We start from the raw sequence: 15,229 nt of genomic DNA on the forward strand, positions 1-15,229 counted from the left end.
CGCCGGCGGTGTCGGAGCCGTCGGGTCGCTCGCCGGGTTCGGCATCGGGCGCGCCACCGAGGCGAACACCCCGCAGCCGCCGCGCGCCGACACCACCGGCGTCAACGGGGAGGTCGCGGTGCCGTTCTACGGCGAGCACCAGGCCGGGATCGAGACGGCCCCGCAGGCCCACGGCGAGTTCCTCGCGTTCACGATGAAGCCGGAGACGAAGAACGCCGCGGCCGTCGTGCGGTGGCTGCGTCTGCTCACCGCGGATGCCGCCGCGCTCACGCAGGGCACCGCGCCCCTGGCGGACTCCGAACCCGAGATGGCGGCCGATCCCGCGCGCCTGACGGTGACCTTCGGCTTCGGCCAGAACCTCGTCGCGCTCGCGGGCGGCCAGGCGGTCCCCGAGTGGCTGCGGCCGCTCGAGAGCTTCTCGATCGACCGGCTCGACCCGCAGCGCTCGACCGGGGATCTGCTCCTGCAGATCTGCGGTGACGATCCGCTCGGGGTCGCGCATGCCCGCCGGATGCTGTGGAAGGACTCCCGGGCGTTCGCCGACATCGCCTGGCAGCGCACGGGGTTCCGCAACTCCTACGGCACGAAGGGCGAAGGGCAGACGCAGCGCAACCTCTTCGGCCAGCTCGACGGCACGGCGAACCCGGGCATGGGGTCCGAGGACTTCAGCCGCCTCGTGTGGGGTCGGGCGACCGGCCGGACGGACGCGGTCTTCTCCGCGCGGGGTGAACCGCCGACCGACCTCGGCGAGGCGCTGCCGTCGTGGATGCAGGGCGGGACGACGCTCGTGCTGCGCGACATCGAGATGAACCTCGAGACGTGGGACGAGGCGGACCGTCCGGCGCGTGACTTCTCCGTCGGCCGCTTCGTCGACTCGGGGGCGCCGACGACGGGCACGGACGAGTTCGACGAGCCCGATTTCACGGCCGTCGACGACCGGGGTCTCACGGTGATCTCAGCGGCCTCGCACATGGCCAGGGCCCGCGACGGGCTCGGACCGGAGGTGCAGATCGTGCGCCGGCCGTACAACTACGAGACCGGTGCCGGGGGTCAGTCGGGGCTGATGTTCGCGTCGTTCCAGGCGAACATCGACCGGCAGTTCCTGCCGATCCAGCGGCGGCTCGCCGAGGTGGATCTGCTCAACGTCTGGACCGTGCCCATCGGGTCGACGGTGTGGGCGATTCCGCCCGGGGCGAAGGACGGCGAATACGTCGGCCAGACGCTCTTCGGCGGCTGAGCACCGGCACTGCGGAGGCTGCGCACCGGAGAGCCGGACAGCGACGAACGAGGCCGCGGGCCGGAGGGTGACACCCTCCGGCCCCCGGCCTCGTCCATAGCTCCTTCAGAACAGCGGGCTCGTCTAGCCATCCTCAGAACAGCGGCCTCGTCTAGCCATCCTCAGAACAGCGGGCTCGGCAGGGCTCCCTCCATCTCGAGGAGATGGCGCTTCGTCGCCAGTCCCTCACCGCGGGGCCCGCCCGAGTATCCGCCGAGGCCGTCACCGGCGACGACGCGATGGCAGGGGATGAGCAGCGGCAGCGGGTTGAGCCCCATGATGCTCCCGATCGCCCGCGCCGGGACGCCGGTGCCGGAGCGTGCGGCGAGCTCCCCGTAGGTCACGGTCTCCCCATAGCCGACGGTCTCGGCAAGCACTGTGAGGACGGTCGTGGCGACCGGGGAGATCCCGTTGAGCGAGAGCGGAAGATCGAATTCGCCGAGGCGGCCGTCGAAGTAGGCGCGCAGCTGTTCGAGCGCCTCGGCGAGGAGGGGATCTCCGTGATCCGGGGCGGGCGCGGATTCGGCGTCGACCCATTCGACGCGGACGATCGCCGCGCGCGAGCTCGTCACGGCGATGGTCCCGACCGGGGTGGTCAGGGTCGCCGCTGCCGGGTGGGTCGCCTCGGTGATCTCCATGCCTCGATTATCACCTGCCTGCGATCTCAATCGTCGTGGCACGACCGAAACGACTGCGCCCGATGATCGGGCGACCGTGCACGCGGCACCACCGACGGCGGCCGTTCTGCGGTCGGGGCACGGCCGAGAACGAGACCGGGCCCGCCGGTTCGCGATGCGAAACGACGGGCCCGGTCAGGTCAGTGGAGACCGCAATCAGCTGCGCCCGGAGGTCAGCCGATCACACGGTCAGCGGCGCAGTGCGTCACTCGCTGATCTCGGTGGAGTAGGCGTCGGGGTTGTCCTTGATCCACTGGGTCACGGCCTCGGCTTCCTTGCCCTCTCCGTACTCGTTGACGACCATGTCCTCGAGCGAACCGTACTGCTGGTCGTCGAGCTTGATGCCCTTGATGTACTCGGCGGCCTCAGGGTTCTCCTCCGCGAAGCCCTTGGTCCCGAGGAAGTGGAGCGCTTCCGCTTCACCCATCGCGCCCTTGGGGTCTTCGAGGTCCTTGACGTCGTAGGCGCTGTTCGCCCAGAACGGACGCCACAGGGTCACCACGACCTCTTCCTGGTTGTCGATCTTGTTCTTCAGCTCGGTGAGCATCGTCGCAGTCGACGAGGTGACGAGCTCGTACTCGCCGTCGAGACCGTACTCGGGCATCATCGTGTCCTTGGTCTGCGCGGTCAGACCGGCGCCGGGCTCGATGCCGATGATCTTGCCGTCGAACTCGCTCGCCTTGCCCTTGAGGTCCTCGATCGAGTTGATGTTGCTGTACGAGGGCACGGCGATCGTCAGCTTCGCATTGTCGTAGTACGCGCCGAGGTCTTCGAGCTGATCCCCGTACTCGTCCATGTACTGCTTGTGGGTGACCTCCGGCCATGCCGAGGGATAGATGTCGACATCGCCGTTGGCCAGACCCGAGTAGAGGATCGCAGCCTCGGTGATCGTCTCCATCTCCACGTTGTAGCCCAGCTGGGTCAGCTGGTTCTCCAGCAGGTACGCGGTGCTGAGACCATCGGTCCATGACGGGATGAATCCGAGGGTGATGGTGCCCTTGTCTCCGCCTTCGCCGCCGCCGCTGTTGTTGCTGGCTTCCTGCGAGCAGCCGGTGAGAGCCAAGGCCAGAGCCGCGCTGACGGCGGCGATCTTCGTGACGAAACGCTTCTTCATCGTGGTTTCCTAACTACTGGTTGTGTGGTCTGCTGAGAACGGTGTGTCAACTCTGAGTGCGGACGATCTCTACCTCTTCCACAGTGTCCGGTTCGGCCGCCGCACGGGTGTTCGCGGCAGTGGCCCTGCGTCGCTTGAGGGCGCCGAGGAGGGAGTTCGGATAGTCCTTCGCCGTGCCCAGAGCTGCGGTGACGCGGTCGAGGTAGATCGCGAGGATGACCACGCCGAGTCCGGCTTCGACTCCGAGCGGCAGGTTCTGCGTGGCGACGGCTTCGACGACGTTCTTGCCGAGGCCGTCGGCTCCGACGATGCCGGCGATGACGGCCATCGCCAGGGCGAGCATGATGACCTGGTTGATGCCGGCCATGATCGTCGGGGTGGCCAGCGGGATCTGGACTCCGCGCAGGATCTGTCTCGGCGTGGCGCCGAAAGCGTAGCCGGCCTCGACGGTCTCCTTGTCGACGCCGCGGATGCCGAGCTCGGTGAAGCGGACGCCCGGCGGAAGGGCGAAGATCACCGTCGAGACGAGGCCGGGCACGACGCCGATGCTGAAGAACGTCACCGCGGGAATGAGGTAGACGAACGCCGGCATCGTCTGCATGAAGTCGAGGATCGGTTTGACGATCGCCGAGACCGTGTCGTTCCTCGCCGCCAGAATGCCGACGGGGATCGCGATGATGACCGCGACGAGGGCGGCGAGGACGACGAGCGCGAGCGTCTGCATCGCCGACACCCACTGGTCCATCGTCATGATGAAGAACATCGTGATGAGTGTGCCGATGGCGAACTGCCACGACCGCACGAGCCATCCGAGGAACGCGAGGATGATGATGATGACGAGCGGGTGCAGGTCGACGAGTACGGTGGTGAGGCCCTCGACGAGGAGGCGGACGACCACGGTGATGAAGTCGAAGAGCCAGCCCAGATTGTCCTTGAGCCAGTCGAAGACGGTGTCGGCCCACGCGCCGACCGGGATTCTGATGTCCTCCATCACAGGGCCTCCCTCTCCACGGAGTTGTCGACGATCACGGTGTCCGGATCATCGCCGAGCACATCCTCGATCTCGCTGGCCGCCAGCGGCGGCGCCGGCTGCTGCACCTCTCCGTCACCGGTGTGATGGCCGAGTGCTGCGAGCAGAGTGGCACGGGGGATCACTCCGACGAGCTGTCCAAGATCGTTGACGACCGGCAGCGGCAGCGGCGATTCGGCCGACGGGATGAACAGATCGATGAGGACGTCGTCGGGGTGGGCGACGATCGTCGGGGGATTGACGATGCCGTCGAGCGTCGTCGCTCCGCTGCGGATCTGCGCGACGGCGTCGCGGTCGGTGACCACCCCGAGCAGGCGGCGATCGCGATCGACGACGCACAGCGCCGAGGCGTAGCTGTCCCGCATCGCGCGCAGGGCCACGCGCGGTCCGCTCTGGTCGGAGAGGACCTGGCGGGGCTTCTCCATGACGTTTCTCGCCGTGAGCACGCGAGCACGGTCGACGTCCTGCACGAACTGTGCGACGTAGTCGTTGGCAGGATCCGTGAGGATCTCCTCCGGCGTGCCGATCTGGACGATGCGCCCGTTGCGCATGACCGCAATGCGGTCGCCCATGAACATCGCCTCATTGAGGTCGTGGGTGATGAAGATGATCGTCTTCTTGAATTTCGCCTGCAGTTCGACGAGCTGCTCCTGCATCTCCCGGCGGATGAGCGGATCGAGAGCGGAGAACGCCTCGTCCATGAGGAGGATGTCGGTCTCGGCCGTGAAGGCGCGGGCGAGGCCGACGCGCTGCTGCATGCCACCGGAGAGCTGCTCGGGGAACTTGTCTCCCCAGCCCTCGAGCCCGACGGCCTTGAGCCATTCCTCGGCCTTCGCCAGTCGCTCAGCTCTGGGGACGCCTCGCAGCTCGAGGGCATAGGCGGCGTTCTCCCGCACGGTCCGGTGGGGGAGGAGGGCGAAGTGCTGGAAGACCATCGAGATGTGGTCGCTGCGGACCTTGCGAAGGGTGCGGGCGTCGGCTTTGGCGATATCGGTGCCGAGCACCTCGACGGACCCCGCTGTCGTCGTCCACAAGCCGTTGAGCGTGCGGATGAGCGTGGACTTGCCCGAGCCCGACAGGCCCATGACGACGAAGATCTCGCCCTTCTCGACTTCGAAGCTCGCATCGATGACTGCGGCGGTGCCGAGCTTCGTCAGCTCGTCACGGTCGGCGCCCTCTTCGAGGCGCTTGACGACTTCGTTCTGGCGTTTGCCGAAGACCTTGTAGACGTGTGATGCCTTGACGACGCTCACGGATTACCTCCTTGGAGTCCTGACCGTCCGCAGAACGAGAGGCCTCACCCTGTCGCGCGGTTCGGCGACTGTCGAATCGAACAGGAGTCGATCACATGGGCCTCACCGCTCACGGAAATCTCAGACCTCATTATAGAATTTTCCACGCTTTTCGGCGGGAACAATATTTCTGTCACCGGGAGTGTTGTGGTTGACAGGGTATCTGACCTGCGATGATGCAGGACGATGCGTTACTTGATCGTTACATTTGCGTCTTGCGGAAGGTCACCATGGCCTAATTCCCTTTACCATTCGACGATTGCATTTGCCATTGATCACTCGATAATTCCACAATGCGGTCGGGACTGATTCTCGTGCGCATCACTGCTGAAGTTCGCGGCGCCGCGGTGCGCGGCGCAGCGAACCGCTGCGCGCAGACCGCGGTCCAGCGGGCGGCTGCGCACGCCTCACCTCGTGGGAGCCTCTACCCTTGAGACCATGAAGCCGCTGCCGTTCCTTCTCGACTCCGCCCCCGCGTCCGACTCCGCACCCGGAGCCGCCGCTCCGACCGCCCCGTCCTCGACCCCGGCGACGCGGAACCCCCGCCGCCCGGCGGTCATCGTGCCCGTCCTCCACACCGATGCCGAGCTGCTGGCGCTCGGCTGCCGGGAAGCCGCCGACAGCGGGCTTGTCGATGTCATCGAGTGGCGCGTCGATCCCCTCGTCGCCGACACCCTCGATCCCGCCGGCGGTGGGGTCGATGCGGTGGCTGAGGCGATCCGAGAGCTCGCCCCGCACGCCACGGCCGCCGGTCTGCCGGTGCTCGCCACGCTGCGCACCGCTGCCGAAGGCGGGGAGGCCGAGCTCAGTGATGCCGCCTACGCCGAGGTGGTCGCCGGCCTCGCGGCGGCGCTGACCGACGCGAACGCGGCGGCCGGTGCGTCTGTCCCGATCGCGATCGATGTCGAGATCGCCCGGGATTCGGCGCAGGACGTCATCGGGGTGCTGCGGACCGTCGGCGTGCCCGTCGTCGCCTCCCGGCACAACTTCTCCGACACCGAGCGCGTCGCCGACATGCGCGAAACGCTTAATGAGATGCGGGCGGCGGGAGCCGCTGTCGTCAAGATCGCGATGATGCCGACGACTGCCCCCGATGTCGCCGATCTGCTCCGGGCCACCGCCGAGGCCGACGCGGACCTCGACTGCCCCGTGCTCGGGATCTCGATGGGGGAACTGGGCCGGACGAGCCGGATCCTCGGCGCCGACTTCGGCAGCTGCGCGACCTTCGCGCAGATGGGCACCGCCTCGGCGCCGGGACAGATCGCCGCCGGCGAACTCGCCGTCATCCTCGACCGGCTCTACGCCTGACCCCACTGCGGGACCGCTGGGTGGGCCACGGAATCGCTGAGCCCACCGCTGGACCGCCGAGCGCGCCTCTCTGCGGAACACCCGTGGGTGCGGATGTGCGACACTGCTCGTCGATGTCGCCGGGGACGACGACGAACGCCCTGCCGGGTGGGAGCCACTCGGCAGGGCGCTGGTGTGTCGGTGAGGGGTCGGCTCAGACGCCTTCGGCGATCTGCTTGCGGAACTTCTTCGGCAGAGCCTGGTCGCCGAAGTTGTTGCGCACGGTGTTCGCGGCCAGGCGCTGAACGACGAGCTGGGCGATGGCCACGCCGACACCGGAGACGACGGTCCAGGCCAGGGCCTCGGACATCGAGATCTCTTCGTCGACGGGGTTCGACGGTGCGGGACGATGAGTCGACTTCTCCCACGCGAAGGTGAGCACCTTCCGGGCTGCGACAGCTGCCACGATGGGCGCTCCGACGCCGATGATCTGCCAAGCGAGCTTTCCCATGCCCGTGTCCTTTCGTCCGAGGTCGAGGAGCGACTCCTCCGCTGCTCCGGCCGCGGCGGCGACCGCCGTCGGATGAAGGAGTCCTTCGTCGTCCACACTATCGCAGGCGCCTGAATTTCATACTTTTGTGCGATGTGCGACGCGCCGTCGACCGATAGCGTGAGACCACCGATGCAGGGAGGAGGTCCGCGTGCTCACCAGACGGAAGAACGTCATGGTCACGAGTCTCTTCGTGCTGGGCATCTGCGGATTCGTCCTCGGGCTCGTCCCCGAGCTCGCCGCCTATTTCTGGGTCCTCTGGTTCATCGGCTGCGGGGCCTCGATGCTCGGTCTCATCCTCGCCGTCACCGTGCCCCGGCCCGCAACCGAACGGCATGCGAACTGCCGCGGCGAAGCCGGGCACTGCGAAGCGGGCCGCCGCAGCGGGGCTGAAGACGGGCCGTCGCGGACGCGCGTGTCACGCGATCAGCACTGACCCACCCGACTGGCCGTCCCGCCCCGCTCACCCGGCGGCGATGATCCTCTGGAACTCCCTGGTCAGCGCCTCGTCACGCGACAGCGACTTCCCATCGAGCGCGCGCAGCGTCACCGCGGTGCGCACCGACGAGACGAGCCACGCGCCGTCGGCGGAGAGGACATCGTCGACGCTGAGGTCAGCGTAGTCGGCCTTGAGCTCGAGCCGACCGGCATGGTCGAAGAGCAGCCGCTGAGTCGTTCCGGCGAGCAGACCGGCGGCGGGATCCGGGGTGAGGAGGTGGTCGCCTCGGCGGATGACGATGTTCGCGGTCGGACCTTCGAGGACGACGCCGTCGCGGGAGATGAAGAGAGCCTCATCGGCTCCCTGCGCCTTCGCGTACCGCAGGGCCGCCTGGTTGACCGCATACGACAGGGTCTTCGCACCGAGGAGGAGCCACGGTGCGCGCCGCCCGACGTAGGCGTCGTAGCCGCGGTCGACGCTCACGGCGCTCACTCCCTCGGCGCGGGCGGTGACGATCGCGTCCTCGATGGGCACGGTGAACGCCCACCCGCGCGGGGCGTCGCCGCCGCGGGAGAGCGTGTAGCGGACCGCGAACTCTGTGGTCTCGGGGTTGGCGGCGATCGCCTCGGCGATGAGTCGGTCGACGGCCTGCCGCCACAGCTTCCGGTCGGGTTCGGGCAGATCGAGCGCCGAGGCGGACGAATGGAACCGGGCGAAGTGGCGTTCGCGGGAGACGACGGTGGCCTCACGGGTGTCCGGATTGACGCGGACGAGGACTGTCTCGAAGATGCCGTCGCCGCGGTGGGCGGCCAGGTCCGTGACCGGCAGCTGAGGAGAGGCGAGATCGGCGGTGGTGACCGTCGAAGTGCCGGGATCGATGAGGACGAGGACTTGGGTCATGGGGACAGTCTACGGTCGCCGGTCCGAGTCCGGGAGTCCTCACCGGCAAGTGACGATGCCGCCGCGCGACGGCGTGGGCGAAGGTTGGCGCCGCCACATGCCGGTGCTGCCTGCTCAGCCGCTTCCGCGCCCTCAGCCGGTGCTGATGCCGAAGACGAGGCCGAGGCCGTAGGTCACGGCGGCGGCGCCGAAGCCGATCGCCATCTGCCGCAGCGCCCGCGGTCCCGGTGCCTTGCCCGAGAGCAGGCCGACGGTGCCGCCGGTGAAGAGGAGGGCGATGCCGACGAGACCGGCGGAGAGGAAGACGGCGGGCAGGCCCGTCATGCCGAAGATGTAGGGCAGGATCGGGATGAGCGCGCCGGAGGAGAAGAACGCGAAGCTCGAGAGCGCAGCACCGATGCCGGTGCCCAGCGCGGAGCTCTCGATGCCGGATTCGAGGCTCGGCAGCTGCGGGGCGTTCGTCGTCTTCGCCTCGGAGATCGTCCGGTGGGCCTGGATCTCTGCTTCGTCGGGGTCCATGCCGCGGGCACGGAAGACGAGGGCGAGCTCGTTCGCATCGATGTTGAGGTCGGCGAGTGCGTGCCGGGACTCCGGGTCCGGGGTCGAGGCGTCGAGGAGCTCGCGCTGGGAGCGCACGGAGATGTACTCGCCGGCACCCATCGACAGGGCGCCCGCGAGGAGTCCCGAGACGCCGGTGAGGAGGATGACGGTGTTCGGCACACCGGCCGCACCGACGCCGAGGACGAGCGCGAGGTTCGAGACGAGACCGTCGTTGGCGCCGAAGACGGCGGCGCGGAAGTTGCCCGACAGGCGGGCCCGGGAGCGGGCGGCGAGCGCGCGGACGACCTCGGCGTGGATCCGCTCGTCGGCGGCCATCTCCGGGGACGCGGCGTCGTCGTTCTGGTACGGGGAGCTCGTCTCCGACTGCTGCGCGAGCGCGAGGATGAAGACCGAGCCGAAGATCCGGCCGAAGAAGGCGAGGAAGAGGGTGACGAGGTCGGGAGTGCGCTTCTTCGCGGCATGCGGGCCGAGGAGGCGGATCCAATGCTGCTGGTGCCGGGATTCGGCGGCGGCGAGTCCGAGGAGGATCTCCCGATCCTCACCGGTGCGGCGCTCGGCGAGATCCCGGTAGACGCGCTCTTCGAGGCGCTCGTTGGCGAGGTAGCGCTGCCACCGCCGGATGGTCCGGCGGTCGGGCGGAGGGTCGGTGGGCGCGGCGGGCGCAGACTGCTGGTTCGTCACTGGTGCGATGCTATCGGAGACCACCCCCTCAGTTCAACACTTGCGCAATTGCTTAAGTATGGGTTGTTATCCATTCGTGACCTAAGGATGTTACTGATGCGATAGGTTAATGAACCATGTGAGTTGTGTCACCGTTTCGTTATAGATGTTTGTGATTCGTTACCAACGGCGAACCACTCGGCGAAACACCAGAGTCAGGCTCTCCCAGCCCCGAGCGCACCGCACCCAGGGATCACAGACACCGGGTGTCCGCAGTCCGCGCTCGGGTGAGCACGTGGGGTCGTGCACCGTCGACGGCCCGTGAGGCGAGATCGATTCGCGTGGCACCTGAGGAGCGAAAGGAACTCCATGAAGTTGCGCATGAAAGCCGCGTTGGCCGTCACCGCATCCGCGGGACTGGTCTTCAGCGGCATGGCTCCGGCGATGGCCGCCGGAACCGCAGGTCCGACCGAGCACACCGATATGGGCGTCACCGGCGACGCCGTGATGGAACAGCTGCAGAACATCTCCGACATCTCGGTGAAGAACGCCGACACCGGGTACCGGGCGCTCGGCGCCCCGGGATACGAGGAGGCCGTGGAATACGTCGAGCAGACGCTCGAGGCCACGGGTGCCTACGACGTCAGCCGGCAGGCCTTCGACGTCGAGAACCAGGACTTCGGCACCGTCGCCGTCAACGTCGACGGGGAGAACATCGCCGTCACCCCCGCGAGCTACACCGAGGGCACCTCGGCGCCGCTGACGGATCTGCCGCTCGTCGTGCCCGTCGACGACGACTACTCCGATCTCGCCGGCGGTCAGCTCGGCTGCCAGGCCGGCGACTACGACGACTCGGCCAACGGCGCGGTCGTCCTCGTCGCCCGTGGTTCCTGCACCTTCGGGGAAAAGGCACAGGCCGCCACGGACGCCGGAGCAGCCGCCGTCATCATCTACAACAACACGAAGGACGCCCCGGACGAGGAGCTCAACGCCACCCTCGGCGAGCGCATCGAGAACGGCGCGCCCACCGTGGGCACGACGTACAGCCTCGGCAACGGACTGCTCGAGAAGGTGCAGGCCGTGGCCGACGGCGAGGCGCCGGCCACCGACTTCACGCTCGAGACCGAGTACAAGACGTCGACGACGTGGAACGTCATCGCCGAGACGAAGGCCGGCGACAAGGACAACGTGCAGATGTTCGGCGCCCACCTCGACGGTGTGGCTGATGGGCCCGCCGCCAACGACAACGGCTCGGGCTCGGCTGCGCTGCTCGCCAGCGCCGAGGCGCTCGCCCAGCAGCCGACCGAGGTCGACAATGCGGTCCGCTTCGCCTGGTGGGGTGCTGAGGAGGTCGGACTCGTCGGGTCGACGAAGTACGTCGAGAGCCTGAGCGCGGACGAGCTCGCCAAGGTCAAGGCCTACATGAACTTCGACATGATCGGCTCCGACAACTACGTCGTCGGCACCCTCGACTCCGACGGCTCCGACGTTCCGGTGCCCGACGGCGTCAACGTCCCCGCCGGTTCCGCCGAACTCGAGAAGGTCTTCACCGACTACTTCGCCGACAACGACCAGAAGAACATCGGCACCGAGTTCTCCGGCCGCTCCGACTACCAGGCGTTCCTCGACGCCGGTGTCCCGGTCAGCGGTCTGTTCTCCGGAGCCGATGAGATCAAGACGGCGGAGCAGGTCGAGTGGTTCGGCGGTGAGGCGGGCAAGCCGCAGGACACGAACTACCACCAGTCCACCGACACGATCGACAACGTGAGCCGGGACGCGATCGACATCTTCGGACCCGCGATCGCCTACTCCGTCCACACGCTCGCCTACGACCTCGCGCCGGCTCCCACGGAGACCCCGACGGAGACGCCGACCTCCACGCCGACCGAGACCCCGACCTCGACTCCGACGGAGTCGCCGACGGACGCTCCCGACGAGCGGTCGCTGACGATCGATCCGACGACGATCGATGAGAACGACTTCGTCTCCGACACCGGCGTCCAGGTCACGGCCACCGGCTGCACGCCGGGGACGACGGCGACGATGACGGTGGATCCGCAGAACGGCACCATCGAGAAGTTCGAGCAGACCGCGACTGTCGACTCAGACGGCGTGGCGAAGTTCGGTGTCCGCGGACTCGATGAGTCGAAGTCGGCCGAGTACGTCGGAAAGTACGACGTCACCGTCGACTGCGAGGGCGGCGACGCCCTCAACGGCTCGTTCGAGGTCGTCGCGGCCGGAGCCGACGATCCCGGCGCCGGCGGCGGTGGCGGGGGAGACCTCCCGCGCACCGGTAACGAGGCTCTTCCCCTCGTCGCCTCGGCCGCAGCGCTCATCGTGCTCGGTGTCGTCATGACCATGGGCGCCCGCCGCAGGAAGGCCGGCAGCCTCGAGTGAGTCGGTGAGTCCGGGTCGGCGCGGTCATGACCGCACCGACCTGGGCTGACCCACCCCGAAGCCACGCGGGCCGGTGACTGGACAAGTTCGCCGGCCCGCGTGATCATTCTCTGCCGGCGCCCGCATCGTTGTCAGCCGGCACGCGCCGAGGCGGCGGGAATCGCACCGCACCACGTGACCCCGGACACGCCCCTCCACCGTGGTCCGCGGGCGCTGGTGCGGTCTGACCAGGAGTGACGGTGCTTCCCGGGTCTCGGCGACGCAGGATCCGCCCAGCTTCGCCCGGCACAATGAGGTTCCGTGACCCCTAAGAAGCTCTTCAATTTCTTCGCCGTCGCCGAGGCCATCACGTGGGCCCTCCTGCTCTTCGGCATGTTCCTCAAGTACGTCACCCAGACCACCGAGGTGGGGGTGCGCATCGGAGGCGGAATCCACGGATTCGTCTTCCTCTGCTTCGTCATCGTCGTCCTCCTCGTCGGCATCTCGCAGAAGTGGAGCATCGGGCGCATCCTCATGGGCCTCGTCTCCGCGGTCATCCCGTTCGCGACGATCCCGTTCGAGATCGCCTCGGCGAAGGCCGGAGCCCTCGACGGCGACTGGGGACTCGGCCGTGGCGGCCGGGCGCCGCGCGGACCACTGGAGAAGCTGAGCGCGTGGGCGCTGCGCTCGCCGTGGCTGGCCGCAGCGGTCGGCGCGATCGTCGTCATCGCGGTGTTCTCCGGACTCCTCGTCGTCGGTCCTCCCGGCAGCTGAGCCGCCGCACGATTCCCACCGCCTCGGCGAGTTCCTGACCTGGAACATCTCCGAACTCTGCGGCCTGGGCAGGCGTCGTGCCCTCCGATAGGGTGGTGAGCACGGGCCGACTACATGCGTCGGCTCGCCTGCATCCCCGTTGAGGAAACGAAAGGCCCGCTCATGGACCTCATACTCGGCGCCGTCATCATCGGCGCCATCGCCATCGTCGTGCTCATCGCACTCGTCGTCATTCTCCGGTCGTACAAGATCGCCTCCCCGTCCGAGGCCCTCATCATCACCGGACGCAACGCCTCGGGAGCGTCCGGGTCGGGACGGATCATCATCGGCGGACGCGCAGTCGTCTACCCGATCGTGCAGAAGGCGTTCATTCTCTCGCTGTCGTCGCGGCAGATCTCCGTCGAGATCGACGGCATCTCGAAGAACGGCATCGCGCTCAAGCTGCGCGGCGTCGCTCAGGTCAAGGTCGGCGGCACCGACGATGACGTGCGCAAGGCCGCGCAGCGCTTCCTCGACCAGCAGGATCAGATCGACCACTACAGCAAGGAGATCCTCTCCGGCACCCTGCGCGCCGTCGTCGGCACGCTCACCGTCGAGCAGATCATCCAGGACCGCGCGTCCTTCGCCGCGCAGGTGCAGGAGGAATCCGCGCACTCGATGAACAACCAGGGTCTCGTCATCGACACCTTCCAGATCTCCGCGGTCGAGGACGAGGGCAGCTACCTGCGCGACTGGGGTCGCCCGCAGGCTGCTGAGGTCGCGAAGAACGCCGCCATCGCCGAGGCGAATGCCTCCCGTGCCGCGGCCGTCGAGGAAGCGCAGCAGAACGAGGAGACGCAGAAGCAGCAGGCGCTGACCGATCAGGCGATCGCCGAACAGCAGCAGCAGCTCGCGCTGCGCCGTGCGGCGCTGAAGGAGGAGGCCGACCAGCGACAGGCGACGGCCGACAACGCCGGACCGCTCGCCGCCGCGGCGGAGAAGCAGAAGCTCCTCGAACGCGACCGGGTCGTGGCGAAGGAGGCCGCGGAGCTGCGTGCCGAACAGCTCGACGCCGAGGTGCGCCGCCCGGCCGATGCCGAGCGCTACCGCCAGCAGGCCGAGGCCGACGCCCGAGCCTACGAGATCGAAGCCCAGGGCCGAGCCGAGGCCGCTGCCGAACTCCACCGCCGGTCGAAGGAAGCCGAAGCCATCCGCCTCGAGGGCCAGGCCGAGGCCGACGCCATCAAGGCACGCGGTGAGGCCGAGGCCGGAGCCCTCGAGGCGCAGGCCGAGGCGTACAAGAAGTTCAACGATGCCGCCGTCCTCTCGAAGGTCCTCGAGGTGCTGCCGGACATCGCCGGCGAACTCGTCGCCCCGTACGCGAACATCAAGGACCTCTCGATCGTGTCGACCGACGGCGAGTCGAAGCTCGCGAACTCGGTGTCGAACAACCTCGCCCAAGTGCTCGAGGTCGTCCGCGGGACGACCGGCATCGACCTCACCGACCTCGTCGACAAGGCGCAGGGCGGAGGGTCGGCCTCGGGTGACGGCGACGACGATGCGGACGGTCCGGGCTCGGGTGGTCCGGGCTCCGGCGGACCGGGTTCCGGCGGTTCGCCTGCCGGCTCCGGTGGATCGGGTGGCCGCGGTCAGGTCATCGAGGGTCGTCTCGCCGACGACACTCCGGCCGCGCGCAGGGAGGCCCGGCGCGAAGCCCGTGACGGCTCCGGCGGTCGCCGTTCGGGCAGCGGAGGAACCGGTGGCCGCGCTGACGGCGGTCAGCGCGACAGCGGTCAGCGTGACAGCAGCCAGTGGGCCGGGTTCGACCCGAAGGACTTCCTCGACCCGGATGGCGGCCTCGACATCCAGCACATCGGCGACGAGGTCAAGCGCGCAACCGGCATCGACGTCCAGGCCTACATCGATGAGGCGCTGCGCCGCCGCGACGGCGGTGCCGCGGGCGGCAGCGCCGGGTCGGGCTCTGGTGCGGGCGCCGGTTCGGGGCCGGGTTCGGGACCCGCAGGTGGACCGGGGTCGGGACCGACGCCCTCCGGCGGCGGCTCGTCCGGCGGCACTGGTGGCTCGACCGGCGGCACCGGTGGCACCGGTGGCGCGTCCGACGACGATGAGACCGGCAGCGGTTCGACGTCGAACTGACGTCGGCCGGTCTCCAGCGGAATCTGATCCCGTCGCTCGGCCACCGCTGAGCGACGGCTCGCCTCCGCTGTGAGGGTCCTCCTCCCCTGCGGGTCGCCCGCACCCGAGGACCCCTCGCACTGAGGATCTACCACGATGAGGATCCTGCGCCCCCGAG

Annotated in this window: 13 protein-coding genes; 6 read left to right on the forward strand and 7 right to left on the reverse strand. The window is 68.4% G+C overall.

Going from position 1 to position 15,229, the window contains the following annotated elements; translation table 11 throughout:
• On the forward strand, positions 1-1,237 hold a 1,237-nt coding region (locus ABD154_RS04720; protein ID WP_344250404.1), incomplete at its 5' end, for a Dyp-type peroxidase.
• Positions 1,238-1,398: 161 nt separating this feature from the next.
• Here the strand turns inward: ABD154_RS04720 and ABD154_RS04725 are convergent.
• The 4 genes from ABD154_RS04725 to ABD154_RS04740 form a co-directional block, all read right to left on the reverse strand.
• The gene (locus ABD154_RS04725) at positions 1,399-1,914 is read right to left on the reverse strand and encodes a methylated-DNA--[protein]-cysteine S-methyltransferase (RefSeq protein ID WP_198499925.1); all 516 of its coding nucleotides are present in this window, start codon (positions 1,912-1,914) and stop codon (positions 1,399-1,401) included.
• A gap of 244 nt (positions 1,915-2,158) precedes the next feature.
• Entirely contained in the window at positions 2,159-3,067 is a 909-nt protein-coding gene (locus tag ABD154_RS04730) for a glycine betaine ABC transporter substrate-binding protein (protein ID WP_198499924.1), read from the reverse strand.
• A 46-nt stretch (positions 3,068-3,113) separates the two neighbouring features.
• Positions 3,114-4,058 carry an ABC transporter permease gene (locus ABD154_RS04735; RefSeq protein WP_198499923.1) on the reverse strand — a complete coding sequence of 315 codons (945 nt, stop codon included), beginning with the start codon at positions 4,056-4,058 and terminating at the stop codon, positions 3,114-3,116.
• Positions 4,058-5,350, reverse strand: a complete 1,293-nt coding sequence (locus ABD154_RS04740) for a quaternary amine ABC transporter ATP-binding protein (RefSeq protein WP_198499922.1) — start codon at positions 5,348-5,350, stop codon at positions 4,058-4,060. Before ABD154_RS04740 ends, ABD154_RS04735 begins: the two co-directional genes overlap by 1 nt.
• A 477-nt stretch (positions 5,351-5,827) precedes the next feature.
• On the opposite strand from ABD154_RS04740, the gene ABD154_RS04745 reads away from it, so the two are divergent.
• Positions 5,828-6,697 carry a type I 3-dehydroquinate dehydratase gene (locus ABD154_RS04745; protein ID WP_198499921.1) on the forward strand — a complete coding sequence of 290 codons (870 nt, stop codon included), beginning with the start codon at positions 5,828-5,830 and terminating at the stop codon, positions 6,695-6,697.
• 193 nt (positions 6,698-6,890) lie between these two features.
• Here the strand turns inward: ABD154_RS04745 and ABD154_RS04750 are convergent, their stop codons facing one another.
• The gene (locus ABD154_RS04750) at positions 6,891-7,283 is read right to left on the reverse strand and encodes a DUF4235 domain-containing protein (RefSeq protein WP_232623752.1); all 393 of its coding nucleotides are present in this window, start codon (positions 7,281-7,283) and stop codon (positions 6,891-6,893) included.
• A 94-nt stretch (positions 7,284-7,377) separates the two neighbouring features.
• On the opposite strand from ABD154_RS04750, the gene ABD154_RS04755 reads away from it, so the two are divergent.
• Positions 7,378-7,662 (forward strand): hypothetical protein, encoded by a 285-nt coding sequence (locus tag ABD154_RS04755; protein ID WP_198499920.1) that lies wholly within the window; start codon positions 7,378-7,380, stop codon positions 7,660-7,662.
• 27 nt (positions 7,663-7,689) lie between these two features.
• Here the strand turns inward: ABD154_RS04755 and ABD154_RS04760 are convergent, their stop codons facing one another.
• Positions 7,690-8,565, reverse strand: coding sequence for an aminodeoxychorismate lyase (locus ABD154_RS04760; protein ID WP_198499919.1), 876 nt, complete (start codon positions 8,563-8,565; stop codon positions 7,690-7,692).
• 132 nt (positions 8,566-8,697) lie between these two features.
• Positions 8,698-9,807 (reverse strand): VIT1/CCC1 transporter family protein, encoded by a 1,110-nt coding sequence (locus tag ABD154_RS04765; RefSeq protein WP_198499918.1) that lies wholly within the window; start codon positions 9,805-9,807, stop codon positions 8,698-8,700.
• 348 nt (positions 9,808-10,155) lie between these two features.
• On the opposite strand from ABD154_RS04765, the gene ABD154_RS04770 reads away from it, so the two are divergent.
• The 3 genes from ABD154_RS04770 to ABD154_RS04780 all read left to right on the forward strand — a co-directional run bounded on the left by ABD154_RS04770 (position 10,156) and on the right by ABD154_RS04780 (position 15,072).
• Positions 10,156-12,183 carry a M20/M25/M40 family metallo-hydrolase gene (locus tag ABD154_RS04770; protein WP_198499917.1) on the forward strand — a complete coding sequence of 676 codons (2,028 nt, stop codon included), beginning with the start codon at positions 10,156-10,158 and terminating at the stop codon, positions 12,181-12,183.
• Between the two features lie 300 nt (positions 12,184-12,483).
• Positions 12,484-12,936, forward strand: coding sequence for a DUF3817 domain-containing protein (locus tag ABD154_RS04775; RefSeq protein WP_198499916.1), 453 nt, complete (start codon positions 12,484-12,486; stop codon positions 12,934-12,936).
• Between the two features lie 162 nt (positions 12,937-13,098).
• Positions 13,099-15,072, forward strand: coding sequence for a flotillin family protein (locus tag ABD154_RS04780; RefSeq protein WP_198499915.1), 1,974 nt, complete (start codon positions 13,099-13,101; stop codon positions 15,070-15,072).
• Positions 15,073-15,229 lie beyond the last annotated feature (157 nt).

It is taken from the genome of Brevibacterium sanguinis (assembly GCF_039528855.1).
GTDB lineage: Bacteria > Actinomycetota > Actinomycetes > Actinomycetales > Brevibacteriaceae > Brevibacterium > Brevibacterium sanguinis.

Bases quoted from the DNA above. Each gene is read 5' to 3' on its own strand.
- ABD154_RS04725 (WP_198499925.1), bottom strand. From the start codon at position 1,914: ATGGAGATCACCGAGGCGACCCACCCGGCAGCGGCGACCCTGACCACC.
- ABD154_RS04730 (WP_198499924.1), bottom strand. From the start codon at position 3,067: ATGAAGAAGCGTTTCGTCACGAAGATCGCCGCCGTCAGCGCGGCTCTG.
- ABD154_RS04735 (WP_198499923.1), bottom strand. From the start codon at position 4,058: ATGGAGGACATCAGAATCCCGGTCGGCGCGTGGGCCGACACCGTCTTC.
- ABD154_RS04745 (WP_198499921.1), top strand. From the start codon at position 5,828: ATGAAGCCGCTGCCGTTCCTTCTCGACTCCGCCCCCGCGTCCGACTCC.
- ABD154_RS04760 (WP_198499919.1), bottom strand. From the start codon at position 8,565: ATGACCCAAGTCCTCGTCCTCATCGATCCCGGCACTTCGACGGTCACC.
- ABD154_RS04770 (WP_198499917.1), top strand. From the start codon at position 10,156: ATGAAGTTGCGCATGAAAGCCGCGTTGGCCGTCACCGCATCCGCGGGA.
- ABD154_RS04780 (WP_198499915.1), top strand. From the start codon at position 13,099: ATGGACCTCATACTCGGCGCCGTCATCATCGGCGCCATCGCCATCGTC.